Raw genomic sequence first — 17,693 nt, forward strand, 5'->3', positions numbered from 1 at the left:
GGCACTACTCCGACGCTTCAGTCTCGGCGGCCCTGGTCTCGGGTGCGGGAGCCTCCAACGGCAACAAGACGATGAAGCGGGTGTCGCCCGGCTTGGACTGCACCCGCAGATCCCCGTGGTGCTTCTCCACCACGATGCGCCAGGCCAGATCCAGGCCCAGGCCGGTGCCCTCGCCGAACGGCTTGGTGGTGAAGAACGGCGTGAAGATCCGGTTGATGTCCTCGGCGGGGATGCCCGGCCCGTCGTCGCCGATCTCCACCCGGATCATCTCGTCGGTCTCCCGGCAGGTGCGCAGGGTCAGCGTGCCGTGGCCGCCCATCGCCTGGACGGCGTTGTCGATGATGTTGGTCCACACCTGATTGAGATCGCCTGGGTAGCAATGCAATTCGGGCAATGACTTGTCCAGGTCCTTGCACAGGCCGACCGGCTTGTCCTTACCGATCTTGTCGCCGAACATCATCAGCGTGCTGCGCAGCAGTTCGTGGACGTCGGCGCTCTGATAATCGCCGCGGTCCATCTGCGAGTACTGCTTGGCGCCGGCCAACAGCGCCGAGATCCGCTTGCTCGCCTCGGCGATCTCGTTCATCCGCAGCTCGGTGTCGATCGTGTACTTCAGCCAACCCAGAGCCGCCTGCAGGGTGGCCGACGCCTCCCCGTCCTTGAGCGCGTCATCGACGGATGCCGAGATACGTTCCAGCCAGTCGATGTCGAGACCGGCCTCGACGAATGTCGGGGCGTAGTCCCAGGCGAACACGATGTCGTGGTCCTCGAGCCAGTCGCCCATCTCGTCTTCGCGGTCGGAGGTCTCCAACGCGGTGAGCTCCAACCCCTTGTGCTTGGCGACCTGCTCGGCGACCTCGTCCTGGATGGTCACCAGCATCCGCAGCGCCTGCGGGGTGAACTTGCCGTCGGCCAGCATCGCCAGCTTGTGACGCATCTTGCCGACGCCTTCGCGAAGGTCGGCCACGGCGCGGGCGGTGGCCGCCGCCGGGTTGTTGAGCTGATGGGTCAGGCCCGCCGTGATGTTGCCGAGGGCCAGCAGCTTCTCGCGCTGACCGATGATCTGGCTCTGCCGCCGGCCGCCGACCTTGTGGCCCTCCAGCAGGTGCACGGCCATCGGGAACTGGGACTGCATGAACCCCGCGAACGCATTGGCATCCAGGACGAACACCCGCGACGGCTTCGTCAGGCGTACGGACGCCTCGTAGACGTGTTCCTCACCGGGGATATAGGCCGACCAGGCGCCGAAGTACACGCCGCGCATCGAGGTGCGGTTGGTCTGGATGTCGACGCCGCCGGAGCGCTTCGACATCACCAGCTCGCCATCGAGCATCACGTAGAAGCACGTGGCCGGATCACCTTCGGTGACGATCGGGCCGGCCGGGAACGTCTCGATGCTGCCGGCCTGGCACAACGTGTCGAGTTGCGCGTCGGACAGGTGCTCGAACAGAAACAGTGTCCGTAGTTCGTCCCGCACGCAGGTCTCGCCCATATCCGTCCTCAACTCCTCAGGCCTCGCCGGCCATCACGCTTCTGCCAGGTAACGGTGCACGAGCATCACAGCCATCGACCCTTCGCCGACGGCGGCAGCCACCCGCTTGGCGGACTCGGCACGCACATCTCCTGCAACAAACACACCGGGCACACTTGTTTCCAGATGGTGCGGCGGACGTTCCAGAGTCCAGCCGCACACGTCGCGCAGGTCGGGGCCGGCCAGGATGAACCCGTGGTCGTCGCGGGCGACCACGCCGTCGAGCCACTCGGTGCGCGGGGTCGCGCCGATGAAGCAGCACAGGCGCGTCGCACGCACCTCCTCGTGCTGGCCGGACTGCCTGTTCACCAACTCCAGTCCGACCAGGTGGTCGTCCTCGCCGGTGGCACCGACCACCTCGGTGCAGGTGCGCACGAAGATGTTGGGCGTCTGTTCGATCTGCTGGATCAGGTAGTACGACATCGACGCTTCCAGCGACGGTCCGCGCACCAGCAGCGTCACCGACTTGGCCTCGCGCGACATGAACATCGCGGCCTGCCCGGCCGAGTTGGCGCCGCCGACGATGTATACGTCCTCGCCCTTGCATTCGGAGGCGTCCGACACCGATGCGCCGTAGTACACGCCGCGGCCGACGTAGTTGTTCGGATTGTCGGGATCCGCGAAGCATCCCGGCACCGGGAGCTGCCGGTACTCGACACCGGTGGCCAGGATCACCGCGCGGGCGCCGATGGTCTCGCCGTCGGCGAACGTGATGGTGCGGGCCGCGCCCGCGATGTCGAGCGCGACGGCTTCGCGGGTGGTGATCACCTCGGCGCCGAACCGCTCAGCCTGCCTGCGGGCCGAGGTGGCCAGTTCGGCCCCCGACACCCCGGTCGGGAAGCCCAGGTAGTTCTCGATCCGGGAACTGCGACCGGCCTGTCCGCCGGTCGTGGTGCCCTCGATCAGCACGGTCTTGAGACCCTCGGAAGCCCCGTACACCGCGGCGGCCAGACCCGCCGGGCCGCCGCCGATCACCGCGAGGTCGTACATGGTCAGCGACGGGGTGGTCGAGAGCCCCAGCATGTCGGCGAGCTCGCCGTCACTGGGTTCGACCAGCGTCTCGCCACCCTCGGTGATCACCACCGGGAGCTGCAGACCGTCCAGTCCCGCGGCATCCAGGAGTTGACGGCCGACGGGCTCGTCGGTGGTGAACGCCCGGAATGTGTGCTGGTTGCGGGCCAGGAACTGGCGCACCTCCCAGGACCGCGAACTCCACTGGTGTCCGATCACCTTGGTGTGCGGGATGGCCCGGTCACCGACGGCGTGCCAGGCCTCCAGCAGGCCGTCGACCACCGGGTAGAGCTTCTCCTCGGGCGGATCCCACGGCTTGAGCAGGTAGTGGTCGAGGTCGACGACGTTGATGGCGTCGATCGCCGCCGTGGTGTCGGCGTACGCCGTCAACAGCACGCGCCGGGCCATCGGGTAAAGGTCCATCGCCGACTCGAGGAACTCGATGCCGCTCATCTGCGGCATGCGGTAGTCGGCGACGAACACCGCGACGGTGTCGCCGCGCAGCTTCAGCTCGTTGAGAGTCTCCAGGGCGTCCGGGCCGGATTCGGCACGCACGATCCGGTAGCGCTCGCCGTAGTGGCGGCGCAGATCGCGGGCGACGGCACGCGAAACCGCGGGATCGTCGTCGACGGTCAGGATTACAGGTTTACGGGGCTGGGAGGCGGGGCCAGTCATCGTCACCAATTATGCGCCCCGCCGCCAGCAGTTTTCTCAGCTCGGGTGCGAGCTGCTCCCGTTGTTCGCGTTGGCACCCTGGAGCATGGACGCCACGTCGATGCCCGAGGCCTTGAGCGACTCCAGGATGTTGGCCACCGCCAGGGGGCTGACACCGAGCAGGCTGCTCACAGCGTCCTGGGTGTCGCCTGACCCGCCGATGATCGACAGCCGCTCGATTTCGGCCAGCGGTGCGGCGGCCGCCTCCGTCGCCTTGACCACCGAGGCCAGCACGTCGGGCAGCATCAGCAGGCGCGCGGCGTCGGCCGTGTAGCCGTTGAGTGCGGCGGCGATCTCCTTCTTGCCGTTGGCCTCGGCCAGCAACTTGGCCTCGATACCGGCGGCCTCGGCCTGCTGTTCGACGCGCAGCGCGTCGGCCAGTTCCTTCTTGCCGGCAGCCTCGGCGACCAGCTTGGCCTGCAGGCTGTCCGCCTCGGCCTGCTTCTCGACGCGCAACGCGTCGGCGGCGGCCTTGCGGGCGTCGGCGTCGGCCTGGCCCTTGCGCCGCTCGGCCTCGGCAGCGGCCTCGGCAGCCAGGATCGTGGACTGGCGCTGACCTTCGGCGAGCGCGATGTCGGCCTGCCGTTTCGCCTCGGCGGGCGCGATCACGTCGGCCTGCAGAGCGGCCTGCGCCTGCTCGGCGCGACGCTGCTCCACCTCGATGCGGGCCTGCACCCGGGCCGCCTCGGCCTGCTCGGTGGCGATGCCGACGTCCTTCTGGGCGCGGGCGTTGGCCAGCGGTCCGGCCTGGTCGGCCTGGGCGTTCTCGGCCTCGGTCTGCGCGCGCAACCGGGCCAGTTCGACATCGCGCTTCTGGTTGGCGGTGGCGATCGCGGTGTCGGCCTCGGCCTGCGCGATCGAACCTTCCTGGCGGGCCTTGGCCGACTGGATCTGGGTGTCGCGCTCGGCTTCGGCGGTGCCCACCGTGGCGTCCCGCTTGACCTCGGCGATGCGCCGCTGGCCCAGTGACTTCAGGTAGTCGTTGGCGTCGGAGATACCGGCGATCTTGAGAACGTCGACCTCCATGCCGATCCGGGCCAGGTCGCCGCCGGCCTCCTCGACCACGCTGCGGGCCAGGCTGTCGCGGTTGGAGTTGAGGTCCTCGACGGTCATGGTCGCGGTGATACCGCGCAGGCTGCCTGCCAGGATCTCGTTGATCTGCCGCTGCAGCTCGTTGAGGTCGGACGTCAGGAAGCGCTGCACCGCGGTCTGCACGGCCTCGTCGGCCGAGCCGATGCGGACCAGGCCGACGGCTTCGACGTTGACCGGCACACCGTTGTTGGACAGCGCGTTCTGCAGGTTGATGCTGACGTTGAACGGTTCCAGGCTCATGATGTCCACCCGCTCGATGCCGGGCATCCGGAACCGGGCCCCGCCCCGGACCACTTTGGGTGTGCCCCGACCGGTGAAGACCGCCACCTCGTTGGGCGGCACCTTGATGTAGTTCTTGACGTAGACCAGCGGTATGACCACCAGGATCAAGATGGCGGCGATGGCAGCCAGGAGGACGATGAGCGCCAGTGACACTGTGGTGGCCTTTCTGAAGGTTCGGTGCTCGGGTACTACTCAGGTTTCTGGAACAGCGACGACGTGAACGAAGTCGGGATCGATATCGGCGATGTAGACACGGGTGGCCTTGGGCAGCGCGGCGGTCTCGTCGCTCTTGGCCCGGGAGAACACCCGGTTGCCGTCGGTGTCGACGAAGGAGACCTCGCCCCAGCCGCCGGGCGGGACATCGAGGGTCACCGTGCCGAGCAGGCCGACGTAGGAGGACCGGCCCCGGTGCGAGTTGGACTGCTGGCGGCGCATGTAGGGCAGCAGTAGTCCGTTCAGGGCGAACACCAGCACGACGGCGCAGGTCGCGGCCAGCGCTGCGGTCCACACGGTGCCCAGCCCCAGCCACGTGCCGATCAGGCCTCCGGTCCCGGCGCCGAGCAGGGCCACCGACAGGCCGGTCAGGCTCAGGAACGGCATACCGTCCCCGTGCCCGACATCGGCGAGCAGAAGGGCGGCCAATACAGCGATGCCGCCGACGACGAACGCGGCCAGGTAGACAGCCATCACGTGCTCGTGGTCTCCGTTCCCCGGACAGCGGATCAGTCCGTACCATTCTCGCTTGATCCAGGCGTCCGCCGCGCACCAAATTTCGGCGGAGGTATCGGGCGGCCAGAGCTGATCAGCCGTGATTTTGGCGCGGGCCGTCGAGCGGGTATTGTGGACCAACGGTGCGGCTATCGTGCCGACTTTTTGCGTGCCCCGTCTTGGAACTGCTGAATTTCTGCAATTTCTCTCGATCCGGCTCACGTTTCGAAGTCGGTCGCCAGCAGCATCACGACGGGCTGCATTGCGACTGATGAAGCTACGAAACGAAAGCAAGGATCGCCGAAAAGTATGGCCAAGAAAGACGGTGCCATCGAGGTCGAGGGTCGCGTGGTCGAACCTCTGCCCAATGCGATGTTCCGCATTGAGCTGGAGAACGGACACAAGGTCTTGGCCCACATCAGCGGCAAGATGCGGCAGCACTACATCCGCATCCTGCCCGAGGACCGGGTAGTGGTGGAGCTCTCTCCCTACGACCTGTCCCGGGGCCGCATCGTGTACCGGTACAAGTGACCCGATAGAAGCCCGACCAGTAACGACGAGAGCGGTGACGTGCGCATGTGCACGCCACCAACAGAGCCAGAAGGATCGAAAAGCCGTGAAGGTGAACCCGAGCGTCAAGCCCATCTGCGATAAGTGCAGGGTGATCCGCCGGCATGGGCGGGTCATGGTGATCTGCAGCGATCCGCGCCACAAGCAGCGCCAGGGCTAACCGTCCACACACGGACGGCGCACGACAACTGAATGATGAACTCCCAGCACCACTGAGCGATACGCCGCTCATCTGCGATGCAAGCCGAGCGCAAGCATCCACGTCCGGAACGGAGGCCGGACCCCGGAGAGTCCTTAGGGGCTGATGGGAACGGGCTGGGACCAGACCTCCGCAGAGAAGAAGGAACACCGCCACATGGCACGTCTCATGGGCGTCGATCTTCCGCGCGACAAGCGCATGGAGATCGCGCTGACCTACATCTACGGCATCGGCCGTACGCGCTCGCAGGAAATCCTTGCCGCCACCGGCATCGAGAAGGACCTGCGCACCAAGGATCTGACCGACGATCAGGTGTCCCAGCTGCGCGATTACATCGAAGGCAACCTCAAGGTTGAGGGTGACCTGCGCCGCGAGGTGCAGGCCGACATTCGCCGCAAGATCGAGATCGGCTGCTACCAGGGCCTGCGGCACCGCCGCGGTCTGCCGGTGCGTGGCCAGCGGACCAAGACCAACGCGCGCACCCGTAAGGGCCCGAAGCGCACCATCGCCGGCAAGAAGAAGGCTAGGTAACCCCGATGGCACCACCGAAGAAGGCCGCGGGCGCCAAGCGCGGCAAGACCACCCGTCGCCGGGAAAAGAAGAACGTCCCGCACGGCGCCGCGCACATCAAGAGCACGTTCAACAACACGATCGTCTCGATCACCGATCCCCAGGGCAACGTCATCGCCTGGGCATCCTCGGGTCATGTCGGCTTCAAGGGTTCGCGTAAGTCGACCCCGTTCGCCGCGCAGCTGGCCGCCGAGAACGCCGCCCGCAAGGCGCAGGAGCACGGCGTGAAGAAGGTCGACGTGTTCGTCAAGGGCCCGGGTTCGGGCCGTGAGACCGCCATCCGCTCGCTGCAGGCCGCAGGCCTCGAGGTGGGCGCGATTTCCGACGTCACTCCGCAGCCGCACAACGGCTGCCGTCCGCCCAAGCGGCGCCGGGTCTAGGGAGGATCTGAACAATGGCTCGTTATACCGGACCCGCCACCCGCAAGTCGCGCCGTCTCGGCGTCGACCTCATCGGCGGAGATCAGTCGTTCGAGAAGCGCCCCTACCCGCCCGGCCAGCACGGCCGCGCGCGGATCAAGGAGAGCGAATACCGCACGCAGCTGCAGGAGAAGCAGAAGGCTCGCTTCACCTACGGCGTGATGGAGAAGCAGTTCCGCAAGTACTACGAAGAGGCCAACCGCAAGGCCGGCAAGACGGGTGAGAACCTGCTCCAGATCCTGGAGAGCCGCCTGGACAACGTGGTGTACCGCGCCGGCCTGGCGCGTACCCGCCGGATGGCCCGTCAGCTGGTCAGCCACGGCCACTTCACCGTCAACGGTGTCAAGGTGAACGTCCCGAGCTTCCGGGTGTCGCAGTACGACATCATCGACGTCAAGGAGAAGTCGCTCAACACCCTGCCGTTCGAGGTTTCTCGGCAGACCGCGGGTGAGCGTCCGATCCCGTCGTGGCTGCAGGTCGTCGGCGAGCGTCAGCGCATCCTGGTGCACCAGCTGCCCGAGCGCGCGCAGATCCAGGTGCCGCTCGCCGAACAGCTCATCGTCGAGTTCTACTCGAAGTAATGACTTACCGGCCACCCGGCCGGTAAGTACCCAGACGGCATCAAATAGCGGGTGCCGAGAAGGAGAAGAACACAATGCTGATCTCTCAGCGACCCACACTGGCCGAGGAAACCCTCGCCGAAAACCGCTCCAAGTTCGTCATCGAGCCGCTGGAGCCCGGTTTCGGTTACACGTTGGGTAACTCGCTGCGGCGCACGCTGCTGTCGTCCATCCCGGGCGCGGCCGTCACGAGCATCCGCATCGACGGTGTGCTGCACGAGTTCACCACCGTCCCCGGGGTGAAGGAAGACGTCACCGACATCATCCTGAACCTCAAGGGCCTGGTCGTGTCCTCCGAGGAGGACGAGCCGGTCACCATGTACCTGCGCAAGCAGGGCCCGGGTGCGGTCACCGCCGGTGACATCGTCCCGCCGGCCGGTGTCACGGTGCACAACCCGGACATGCACATCGCCACCCTCAACGACAAGGGCAAGCTGGAGGTCGAGCTCGTCGTCGAGCGCGGTCGCGGCTACGTCCCGGCCGTGCAGAACAAGGCGTCGGGCGCCGAGATCGGCCGTATCCCGGTCGATTCCATCTACTCGCCGGTCCTCAAGGTCACCTACAAGGTGGAGGCCACCCGTGTCGAGCAGCGCACCGACTTCGACAAGCTGATCCTGGACGTCGAGACCAAGAACTCGATCAGCCCGCGTGACGCCCTGGCGTCGGCCGGCAAGACCCTGGTCGAACTGTTCGGTCTGGCACGGGAACTCAACGTCGAGGCCGAGGGCATCGAGATCGGGCCGTCGCCGGCCGAGGCAGACCACATCGCCAGCTTCGCGCTGCCGATCGACGATCTGGACCTGACCGTCCGTTCGTACAACTGCCTCAAGCGCGAGGGTGTGCACACCGTGGGCGAGCTCGTCGCCCGCACGGAGTCCGACCTGCTGGACATCCGTAACTTCGGCCAGAAGTCCATCGACGAGGTGAAGATCAAGCTGCACCAGCTGGGTCTCTCGCTCAAGGACAGCCCGGCCACGTTCGATCCGTCCGAGGTCGCAGGTTACGACGCCGCTACCGGCACCTGGACCAGCGACGCCGGCTACGACCTGGACGACACCCAGGACTACGCCGAGACCGAGCAGCTCTAAAGAATTCCGTCCCGGTCCTACCTGATACGGGGACCGGCCCCAATTAGGAGATAGTCGCAATGCCCAAACCCACTAAGGGGCCCCGCCTCGGCGGGTCGTCCTCGCACCAGCAGGCGCTCCTGGCCAACCTGGCCACGTCGCTGTTCGAGCACGGCCGGATCAAGACGACCGAGCCCAAGGCCCGGGCGTTGCGTCCGTACGCCGAGAAGCTGATCACCCACGCCAGGAAGGGTGAACTGCACAACCGGCGCGAGGTCATGAAGAAGATCCGCGACAAGGACGTCGTGCACGCCCTGTTCGCCGAGATCGGTCCCTTCTTCGCCGATCGCGAGGGTGGCTACACCCGCATCATCAAGGTCGAGAACCGTAAGGGCGACAACGCCCCCATGGCGGTCATCGAGCTGGTGCGGGAGAAGACCGTGACCTCCGAGGCGGACCGCGCTCGTCGCGCCGCCGCCGCGCAGGCCAAGGCTGCCGAGGCCGAGGCTCCCAAGGCTGAAGAGGCCGAGGAAGCGGCCGAGGAGACCCCGGTTGCCGAGGTCGAGGCCGAGGACGCCGCCATCGCGGATGCCGAGACCGCTGAGGCTGCGGCTGAGGATGACTCTGCCAAGTCGTAGTGACAACATGAACATGCCCGCCACCGATTCCGGTGGCGGGCATGTTCGTTTGCGCCTGGACATCGCCTACGACGGCACGGATTTCGCGGGCTGGGCGGTGCAGGCGGGTCAGCACACGGTTGCCGGCGTGATCGACGACGCGCTGTCGACGGTGTTCCGGACGCCGGTGGTGACGCGCACCGCGGGCCGTACCGACACCGGGGTGCATGCAACCGGCCAGGTCGCCCACGTCGACATCCCCACCGACGCACTTCCCCACGTCTATCCGCGGACCACCCATGCGGGCGATGCCGAATTCACGCCGCTGGTTCGGCGATTGGCGCGGCTGCTGCCGACCGATGTCCGGGTCCGCGACATCGTGCGGGCGCCCGCGGGTTTCGATGCCAGATTCTCGGCACTGCGCCGGCACTACACCTACCGGCTGAGTCTTGCCCCCTACGGGGTCGAGCCGGCCGAAGCCCGGTTCATCACACCGTGGTCGAAACCCCTGGACCTCGACGCGATGGCGGCCGCATCACGGGAGCTGGTGGGGCTCAACGATTTCGCGGCGTTCTGTCGCCACCGTCCCGGGGCCACGACAATTCGCGATCTGCAGCGGTTGGAGTGGGTGCGCGACGGTTTCTACGTGACGGCGCACGTCACCTCGGATGCGTTCTGCTGGAACATGGTTCGCTCGCTGGTCGGCGCAATGCTGGCGGTGGGGGAGGGCAGGCGGTCGGCTGAGTGGACGGCCGGGCTGTTGAGTGAGACGAGCCGGTCCAGTGATTTCGCCGCCGCTCCTGCCCGCGGGCTCACGCTGGTGCAGGTCGATTACCCGGCCGATGACGAGCTTGAGGCCCGCAACTTGATTACCCGTGACGTGCGGACGGCCGACTGAGCGCTGCAGCGCGTTTCGGCGTTGGGGCTCTCAGAGTCGGGCGGAGACGAACCTGGCCGCCTGGGCTACCATGCCCGAGCGGATATAGCCGGGCGCCAGGTGATCCTGCCATCCGGCTTGCCATTTGTACGGGCTGCTCGGATTGCAGATCGGATCATCGGAGTGGCACAGGTCGATGGTGCGGTTCTGATAGGCCGGGTTCAACAGGGTGATCGGTGCGGCCCAGTTGGCGCCGTTGCCGAACAGTGCCACCGCGGCGACGTGCCGGTCGGTGCCCTTGGGAAGCGGACTGTTGAAGGTGAACGCCGAGATCGGCATCGCCAGAATCAGATCGGTCGCGACGGCGCCGAGCGAGTATCCGCCCAGGACAAGTCGGGTGTTCGGACAGTTGCGGGTCATCCACTGCACGTGGCGGCTCATGTCGTTGGCGGCTACGTCGGCCTGGGTGTCGGCCGGGTACCTCACCGAATAGAGGGCGACGTTCGGTCCGCGCAGGGTACGCAGGGCGTTGACGAAGGCGGCACCGACTTGTCCGGGACCTGGGGGCTCCATACGGCCGCGGGCGAACACCACCTCCGCCGGTGGGCACGTGGCGGCCTTTGCGGCGCCAATCATGCTGGGCGCCACCGTCATTGGTAGCACAACGGCAGTCAGAGCGGTGATCAGTGCGGCCGACATCCGACGGCCAATCACGCGTTAGATGGTATTTACGGTGCCGTCGAGAATAGGTGCCGGTCCGGCAACGATCCGGCGACGAAGTTGATCTCGGTGGTTGGTCAGGGCCAACTCAGAGGCGACCCGCGACGAAATCTGCGGCCTGGTTGACCATCCCGCCGTCGATGTAGGCGCCCGCCAGGTGATCTGGCCAGTTGTTCTTCCAGGTGTCCGGGTCGGCCGGGTTGCAGATCGGGTCGGCGCCGTGGCACAGCTCGATGGTGCGGTCGGCATAGACCGGGCTGAAGCGCGTGATCGGACCGACCCACGCGGCGCCGTTGCCGAACAGGGCTACGGCGGCGATGTGCCCGTCGGCGCCCGCGGGAAGCGGAGTCTTGAAGCCGAAGCCGGTGAAGGGGACGGCCAGCACCACGTCGGCGACTGCCGCGCCCAGCGAGTACCCGCCGATCACCAACCGGGTATCCGGGCAGTTGTCCATCATGTACTGGATGTGGCCGCTCATGTCGTTGGCGCCGATGTCGACTTCGGTGTCAGCGGGGTACTTGACGGCGTACACGCCGATGTTCTTGTTGACCTTGGAGCGCAGGGAATTCACGAACGCGTTCCCGAGGGTGCCGACGCCGGCGGGTTCGGTGCGGCCGCGGGCAAAGACGACCTCGACGGGAGGACACGAAGCGGCGTTGGCCACCGCCGGCGAACTGGGAAGGACAGCCGAAGCGACCGGCAGGACAGCTACGGTTGCCGCGATGACGGCAGCCGCACCGATCCAGCGCCGGAGCAGCCGGGTTACACGGTTACCGCTAGGAAGTTCGACCACCCCAGCGATCGTAGCGGACAACGGCTACAACAGACTGGCGACGAAGTTCGCGGCATCGTTGGCCGGGCCTTCGTATGCCCGGTGTGCCGGCACGCTGTCGCCGTCGCCGCAGATCGGATCGCCCGGGTTGCACAGGTCGATGGCGCGGCCCCCGTACACCGGGCTGGAGGTCAGCGGCAAACCGAGCTTGGCCGACGGGTTGCCGAAGACCGCGACCGCGGCGACGTGCTCGGGGACGTTCGGCGGCAGCGGTGCGTTGAAGCCGACGGCCGGGAACGGGACGGCGGCGATCACGTCGATCACCGCGGCGCCCTGGGAGTACCCGCCGAGGACCAGGCGGGTGCCGGGGCAGTTGTCCACCATCCACTGGATGTGGCCGGAGGCGTCGTTGGCGCCGCCCGCCGCGGCCAGGAAGTCGAAGCTGGCCGGGTAGTTCACCGCATAGGCGCCGACCGAACGGCCGCCGACCTTGTTGCGCAGCGAACTGACGAATGCGTTGCCGATCCGGCCGAGGCCGGCGGTGTCATTGGTGCCGCGGGCGAAGACCACCTCGATGTCGGGGCAGTCGGCCGCCGCCACCGGAAGTCCCGAGGAGGCGGCGGGCACCACAACCGGTGCGACGACGGCGGCGGCAGCGGTCAGCGCTGCCGCCACGAACAGGGTGCCGCGACGAACAAGATCAAAGGCCACACCAAATCCTAACGTCTGTGGTCGACTAAACGATTCCGGCGACGAAGTTGGCGGCCTGATCTGCCATGCCAACGTAGTCGCTGTGCGCGAACGGGTTCCGGCCGCGAGAGCAGATCGGGTCCCCGTCCTTGCAGAGGTCGATCGCTTTGCCGCCGAAGATCGACGAGGTGAGCGGGATTCCGAATTTGGTCGAGGGGTTTCCGAAGACGACCGCTGCGGCTACCTGGGGGACCAGTTCGCCGGCCAGGGGGGGTGCCGATCCGACTTCCCCGACCTTGTTGCCGAGCGGCGGGATGCCGGCCAACATGTCCACGACCGCGGCGCCCTGTGAGTAGCCACCGAGCACGACCCGGGTCGACGGGCAGGAGGACGCGAGCGTGGCGATGCGGTTGGCGGCGTCGTTGGCGCCGTCGGCTGCGGCCAGGAAGTCATAGCTGGCGGGATAGTTCACCCCGTACGTGGACACTGTGCGGCCGCCGACCTGGGAACGCAGCGCGTCGGCGAAGGCTTGCCCGGGACGTCCCAGATCTGGGAGATCGTTGGTGCCACGGGCGAAGATGACCTCGATGTCGGAGCACGGTGCGGCCGCGGCGGGCGCGGCGAGCGCCAGCGGAAAAGCCGCGCTGGCCAGGGTTGAGACGATCGCGGCCACCCGGGCCGACTTCCGGAGGAGACTCACGGGGGACATAGTCACACAAATTGCTTAGCCGCGGCTAATCGATTCCGGGTTCGGACGTCTCCTGTATGGCCATATCGGGCCAGGTCGCCAGCTCGACCTGAGTGGCTGTGTGGGGGTCCGCCTGCTCGCTGCGATCGCCCTGTCGGGCCACGGCCAGACCGACCAGTACGACTGCGCCCCCGATGGCCTGGCTCACCGACATGGCCTCGCCGAGCATGATCCAGGCGATCAGGACCGCGAAGAGTACTTCTGACAGCCCGACCAGGGAGGCGAAGCGCGGCTTGAGCCTGGCGATCCCGACGATGCCGAGGGTGTAGGCCAGGGCGGTGGGGATCAGGCCCAAGGCGATCACCGGCACCAGCCACGCGGTGGTGTGCCCCGCGATGGTGACGGCGTTGGTGGTGAAGGTCAGCGGCATGACGCCGGTGACGCCGAGGAGCGTCACGGCCGCGGTGCCGACGACCAAGCCGCCGGCGGCAAGGCTGATCGGGCTCAGCCCCTCGCCGTCGGTGCTGGCCTGGTTGGACATCATGAAGTAGCAGGCGGCACACACGGCGGCGGCCAGGCCCCAGCTGACCCCGGCGAGGTTGATCTGGGCGCCGCTGAACACGTCGAGCACCAGGATGATGCCGGCGATGGCGACTGCCACGCCTGCGAAGGTCGTCGCGCTGGGGCGGTGTCGCGTGGTGGCCCATACCCAGCCGACGACGAGGATCGGCGCGGTGTACTCCAGGAGTAGTGCCACGCCGACGGACAGGTGTGCGACGGCGTTGTAGTAGCAGAGTTGCGCGCCGGCGATCGGGATCAGGCCGTAGCCGACGACGGTCTTGGCGTGGCCGAGCACCTCACGGACCCAGCCGGGCCGGACGATGCTGGCGAAGACGGCCATCATGAGCGCGCCGCCGGCGAGCCGGGCCGTGACGGCCGCGGTCGGGCTCCAGCCGGATTCCATCAGGGCTTTGGCGAAGGGGCCCGATGAGCCGAACGCGAGCGCGGAGCTGACGGCGAACATTAGGCCGAGCCGGAAGTGGTTATCGGCGGTCGTGCGGTCGAGCTGGGCTTCGGCAGTCATCGGTACACCTCCCCTGGGGTATGTCATGAGTAAAGTTGACTATGGTAATGACAACGAGGTCGACGCTACGGTGACAAGGGGTCATGAGTCAAATGCTTTTTACCTATGACACGGAGCTCACGCTCCGGGCCGCGATGGTGCTGGTGAACACCGATCGGGTAGAAGGCGAACAACTGTCTGACCAGGCCGATTTGAACGCCTACCTGGACGGCTTCGGCTGGACCGGACGACGAGACCGCGACGACGCCGAACTGGAGGCTGTGCGCGCGCTGCGCGGGCGGCTCGGGGGGATCTGGGCGGTGGCCGATGACGAGGAGGAGACGGTCCGCCGAGTCAATGCCCTACTGAGCGACACCAAGGCATCGCCGTGGCTGACCCGGCATCCGGAGATGCCCGAATGGCACCTGCATCTGGCCTCGGTCGACGACCCGCTGGCGCAGCGGATGGGCGCCGAGATGGCGATGGCGTTGGCCGACCTCATCCGCGGCGGCGAACTCCGCCGTCTCAAGAGCTGTGCGGCCCCGGACTGTGAGGCCGTCCTGACCGACCTGTCGCGCAACCGCTCGCGGATCTTCTGCGACACAGGCAATTGCGGTAACCGCCAGCACGTCGCGGCTTACCGGCAGCGCCAGCGCGAGGACTAGGGCGTTTCGGGACTCACCCTCGTCGTGCGCCTCATCGAAGGAGAGGGCTGTGACTGACGACGCCACAGTCCCGGCCGACGACCAACAGGTGCGGTCACCGTCCCCGGTCCCGGGTTAGGGTTCTGCCCGGGGGATATATGGCACGGCGAACGGCCACTCGATTACAGCTCAACGGGCATCGATTTCTGTTGCGGCGCATGGCACACGCGCTGGTTCGCGGTGATGCCCGCATGCTCGACGATCCATTGCGCGCGCAAGCCGTGGCGTACGGAGCGGGCTGTGTGCTGGCGGCCATCGCGATCGCGGTGTGCGCGGTGCTTGCTCTCGTGCGTCCCGGCTCGGTGCCCGGCGACGCGCCGATCCTGTTGGCGCGCGACGCCGGTGCGCTGTACGTACGCATCGACGACACAGTGCATCCGGTGCCCAATCTCGCCTCGGCCCGACTCATCATCGGCGCCCCGGCGAATCCGGTTGTGGTCAACGATGCGGTGATTGCGAAGTTCCGGCGCGGGCCACTGGTCGGCATACCGGGCGCCCCAGCTCAGATCGGCCGGCCACTGAGTCTCGACGAGTCGGGCTGGGCGACCTGCGATGTCGCCGAACCCGCCGAGACGGTACTGCTGGCGGGCCGGGCCGACCGTGAGATCTCACCGTTGCGCGGCGGTCAAGCCCTGTTGGTGTCGGCGCGCGCAGTGGGAGCTCCGACCTACCTGCTCGCCGACGGCTGGCGCGCCCGGGTGGACCTTCGTGACATCGCCGTCGTTCGCGCGCTACACCTGGAAGGCATATCGGTCCAACCGGTTTCGCAGGCCCTGTTGGACTCGGTGCCCGAGGCTCCCGCGCTGCAGGCGCCTTTGATCGCCGGCGCGGGCCGTCCTGGACCGGCCGCGCTGGGAGGGCTCGCCGTAGGAACCGTGGTACGCGTGATGCGTGCCGGTCCCGCCGAGTTCTACGTGGTGCTTGCCGATGGGCTGCAACGCATCGGCAGGGTGGCGGCCGACGTCATCCGCTTCAGCGTGAAGCAGTCCGATGACGAACCTCCTGTCGTTCCCGCCGATGTGGTGGCCGACGTACCGGTCGCCGCCGGACTCGCAGTGGCCCGGTTCCCGGAGCGGGTACTGCCTCGTGGGCGGGCGGTGGTGTGCGCTCGCTGGGACCCGAGACAGTCCGGCCCTGATACGAATACGACTGTGGCGATTGCTGATTCACTCCCCGGCGACTCCGTGTCGTTGGCTCAGGCCGACGGTGCCGGGTCGAGTATCGACCGTGTGCACATCCCGGCAGGCCGCAGCGTTCTGCTACAGGCCGGCAGTGTCGTCCGCGGGGCGACGGTCGGTGGACCGCTGTATCTGTTGAACGATCTCGGTGTGCTGTTCGGGATCCGCGACGGGGCGACTGCCGAACACCTGGGACTGGGGACGAGCACTGTCCCCGCACCATGGCCCATGCTGGCCATGTTGCCGCGCGGGCCCGAACTCGACCGCGATGCGGCGTCAGTCGTGCGAGACGTGGTGGCCGCGCCGGCGTAACCGGTTGGCCGCCAGTGCCAACGCGGTCACCACCGTCATGGCGACACACACGGCTGCTCCGCCGAAGGCGATGCGCCGGGGCATGGGGTCGGTCGGCGTGGGGACCGTAGATGCCACCGAAACCGGGGCCGCGGTCGCGGCTGCGGGCGACGGGGTGCTGCCGCTGACCGCGGCCAGGGCGTCGACCACACCGTGTCCGACGTACGGATTCCAGCCGCCGGCCGGGTTGTGTGCGGTGTCTTCGATGCGGCGCATCACCTCTCGCGCGCTCATCTGCGGGAATCGGGAGCGTACGAGTGCAGCGACTCCGGCCACCACTGGTGCGGCATAGCTGGTTCCCGATATCGGGGCATCCCGTCCGATCGTGTCGATCAACTGCTCGCCGTCGGGATGCAGCGACACGAGGTTCTCCCCGGGTGCGGCTACATCCACCCAGGGGCCTGCCAAGCTGAAAACCGATGGGGTGCCGTCTGATCCGACCGACCCCACAGAAAGCACCAGGTCGTCGTACCAGGCGGGGCTGGACACCGTGCGCACGCTGTTCCAGTCGGGTTCGCCGGATCGTCCGACAGGGCCGTCCTGCTGGGTGCAGCCCGCTCCCACGTTGCCGGCCGCGACGACCACCACGACGTTGCGCACGTCGACGGCGTAGCTCAACGCTGCGCCGAGGGCACGGTCGTCGGGTGCGGCGGCGACCGGCACGCAGGCTACCGACGAGATGTTGATGACGGTCGCACCGAGGTCGGCCGCGGTGCGCACCGCCGTGGCGAGGGTGTCGACGTCGCCGACACCGATCGCGCCACCGTCGACGGCGAACTTGTTGCTCGACTGCCGGATGGCCAGGACCGCGGCATCGGGGGCGACCCCGCTGAAGCCGGCGTTCGGTGCGGCAGTGGCGATTCCGGCGACGATGGTGCCGTGCCCGTCGCAATCTGCGGTGCCGTCACCGTGTGACACATAGTCGCCGCCGCCGATCAGGCGTGGCAGTAGCCGGTGCCTGGCTACCCCGGTGTCGATCACCGCGATCTTCTGGCCGTCGCCACGGGTGAGCGGCCACACGGCATCCAGATTCAGTGGCGTACCCGTCGCGCCGGCCGCACCGCTTGCGGACTGGTAGCAGGGCTGACGTTGCTCTGTGCGCGCGACGGGCGCAGGCGGCGCCGGGCGGGGCAGCAAGGTGGAATCCACTGCGGGCGGTACGACGACCGGTGGCACGACGGCCGGGGCCGGCGCGATGGCCAGCAGCGGAAGCCCGGCGATCAGCGTCGCGGCCATCCGGCCTGACCGGT

Annotated in this window: 20 protein-coding genes; 10 read left to right on the forward strand and 10 right to left on the reverse strand. The window is 67.5% G+C overall.

Annotated features, from left to right (window positions below; translation table 11 throughout):
- Positions 1–4: 4 nt before the first annotated feature.
- Genes EYZ64_RS07790 through EYZ64_RS07805 form a run of 4 tightly spaced genes read right to left on the reverse strand, consistent with a single transcriptional unit; the run spans position 5 to position 5,317 of the window.
- On the reverse strand, positions 5–1,492 hold the full coding sequence (locus tag EYZ64_RS07790; RefSeq protein WP_135452935.1) for an ATP-binding protein: 1,488 nt from the start codon (positions 1,490–1,492) through the stop codon (positions 5–7).
- A 33-nt stretch (positions 1,493–1,525) separates the two neighbouring features.
- Positions 1,526–3,217: an NAD(P)/FAD-dependent oxidoreductase gene (locus EYZ64_RS07795; RefSeq protein WP_135452936.1), complete on the reverse strand. Its 1,692-nt coding sequence runs from the start codon at positions 3,215–3,217 to the stop codon at positions 1,526–1,528.
- A 36-nt stretch (positions 3,218–3,253) separates the two neighbouring features.
- Entirely contained in the window at positions 3,254–4,783 is a 1,530-nt protein-coding gene (locus tag EYZ64_RS07800; protein ID WP_135452937.1) for a flotillin family protein, read from the reverse strand.
- 39 nt (positions 4,784–4,822) lie between these two features.
- Complete coding sequence (locus EYZ64_RS07805; protein WP_210115484.1) at positions 4,823–5,317, reverse strand: NfeD family membrane protein; 495 nt, start codon at positions 5,315–5,317, stop codon at positions 4,823–4,825.
- Positions 5,318–5,647: 330 nt separating this feature from the next.
- Between EYZ64_RS07805 and infA the strand changes: the two genes are divergently transcribed.
- The 8 genes from infA (at position 5,648) to truA (ending at position 10,298) form a co-directional block, all read left to right on the forward strand.
- Positions 5,648–5,869 (forward strand): translation initiation factor IF-1, encoded by a 222-nt coding sequence (gene infA, locus EYZ64_RS07810; RefSeq protein WP_003418601.1) that lies wholly within the window; start codon positions 5,648–5,650, stop codon positions 5,867–5,869.
- An 85-nt stretch (positions 5,870–5,954) separates the two neighbouring features.
- Positions 5,955–6,068, forward strand: a complete 114-nt coding sequence (gene rpmJ, locus EYZ64_RS07815; RefSeq protein ID WP_003879483.1) for a 50S ribosomal protein L36 — start codon at positions 5,955–5,957, stop codon at positions 6,066–6,068.
- A 195-nt stretch (positions 6,069–6,263) separates the two neighbouring features.
- Entirely contained in the window at positions 6,264–6,638 is a 375-nt protein-coding gene (gene rpsM / locus EYZ64_RS07820) for a 30S ribosomal protein S13 (RefSeq protein ID WP_135452939.1), read from the forward strand.
- A 5-nt stretch (positions 6,639–6,643) separates the two neighbouring features.
- Positions 6,644–7,057, forward strand: a complete 414-nt coding sequence (rpsK, locus tag EYZ64_RS07825; protein WP_004571524.1) for a 30S ribosomal protein S11 — start codon at positions 6,644–6,646, stop codon at positions 7,055–7,057.
- Between the two features lie 14 nt (positions 7,058–7,071).
- Positions 7,072–7,677, forward strand: a complete 606-nt coding sequence (rpsD, locus tag EYZ64_RS07830; protein WP_135452940.1) for a 30S ribosomal protein S4 — start codon at positions 7,072–7,074, stop codon at positions 7,675–7,677.
- A 74-nt stretch (positions 7,678–7,751) separates the two neighbouring features.
- Positions 7,752–8,804 carry a DNA-directed RNA polymerase subunit alpha gene (locus tag EYZ64_RS07835; RefSeq protein WP_135452941.1) on the forward strand — a complete coding sequence of 351 codons (1,053 nt, stop codon included), beginning with the start codon at positions 7,752–7,754 and terminating at the stop codon, positions 8,802–8,804.
- A 59-nt stretch (positions 8,805–8,863) separates the two neighbouring features.
- Positions 8,864–9,421 (forward strand): 50S ribosomal protein L17, encoded by a 558-nt coding sequence (gene rplQ / locus EYZ64_RS07840; RefSeq protein ID WP_135452942.1) that lies wholly within the window; start codon positions 8,864–8,866, stop codon positions 9,419–9,421.
- A gap of 7 nt (positions 9,422–9,428) precedes the next feature.
- Complete coding sequence (gene truA, locus EYZ64_RS07845; protein WP_167857746.1) at positions 9,429–10,298, forward strand: tRNA pseudouridine(38-40) synthase TruA; 870 nt, start codon at positions 9,429–9,431, stop codon at positions 10,296–10,298.
- Between the two features lie 30 nt (positions 10,299–10,328).
- On the opposite strand, the gene EYZ64_RS07850 is transcribed toward truA, so the two are convergent.
- The 5 genes from EYZ64_RS07850 to EYZ64_RS07870 all read right to left on the reverse strand — a co-directional run bounded on the left by EYZ64_RS07850 (position 10,329) and on the right by EYZ64_RS07870 (position 14,231).
- Positions 10,329–10,976 (reverse strand): cutinase family protein, encoded by a 648-nt coding sequence (locus tag EYZ64_RS07850; RefSeq protein WP_135459880.1) that lies wholly within the window; start codon positions 10,974–10,976, stop codon positions 10,329–10,331.
- Between the two features lie 109 nt (positions 10,977–11,085).
- The gene (locus EYZ64_RS07855) at positions 11,086–11,754 is read right to left on the reverse strand and encodes a cutinase family protein (RefSeq protein WP_135459881.1); all 669 of its coding nucleotides are present in this window, start codon (positions 11,752–11,754) and stop codon (positions 11,086–11,088) included.
- A 60-nt stretch (positions 11,755–11,814) separates the two neighbouring features.
- Entirely contained in the window at positions 11,815–12,480 is a 666-nt protein-coding gene (locus tag EYZ64_RS07860) for a cutinase family protein (RefSeq protein WP_135452943.1), read from the reverse strand.
- Between the two features lie 25 nt (positions 12,481–12,505).
- Positions 12,506–13,168, reverse strand: coding sequence for a cutinase family protein (locus EYZ64_RS07865; protein ID WP_135459882.1), 663 nt, complete (start codon positions 13,166–13,168; stop codon positions 12,506–12,508).
- A 25-nt stretch (positions 13,169–13,193) separates the two neighbouring features.
- A complete protein-coding gene (locus EYZ64_RS07870) occupies positions 13,194–14,231 on the reverse strand; it encodes an EamA family transporter (RefSeq protein WP_135452944.1) in 1,038 nt (345 codons plus the stop codon).
- A 92-nt stretch (positions 14,232–14,323) separates the two neighbouring features.
- Here EYZ64_RS07870 and EYZ64_RS07875 point away from each other — a divergent pair, with 92 nt between their 5' ends.
- Together EYZ64_RS07875 and eccB are read left to right on the forward strand one after the other, a co-directional pair.
- Positions 14,324–14,875: a CGNR zinc finger domain-containing protein gene (locus tag EYZ64_RS07875; protein WP_167858086.1), complete on the forward strand. Its 552-nt coding sequence runs from the start codon at positions 14,324–14,326 to the stop codon at positions 14,873–14,875.
- Positions 14,876–15,012: 137 nt separating this feature from the next.
- Positions 15,013–16,404: a type VII secretion protein EccB gene (gene eccB, locus EYZ64_RS07880; protein WP_135452946.1), complete on the forward strand. Its 1,392-nt coding sequence runs from the start codon at positions 15,013–15,015 to the stop codon at positions 16,402–16,404.
- Here eccB and mycP read toward each other — a convergent pair.
- Positions 16,369–17,679: a type VII secretion-associated serine protease mycosin gene (gene mycP, locus EYZ64_RS07885; RefSeq protein ID WP_135459883.1), complete on the reverse strand. Its 1,311-nt coding sequence runs from the start codon at positions 17,677–17,679 to the stop codon at positions 16,369–16,371. The genes eccB and mycP overlap by 36 nt on opposite strands.
- Positions 17,680–17,693 lie beyond the last annotated feature (14 nt).

It is taken from the genome of Mycobacterium sp. DL99, from assembly GCF_004762045.1.
Classification (GTDB): domain Bacteria; phylum Actinomycetota; class Actinomycetes; order Mycobacteriales; family Mycobacteriaceae; genus Mycobacterium.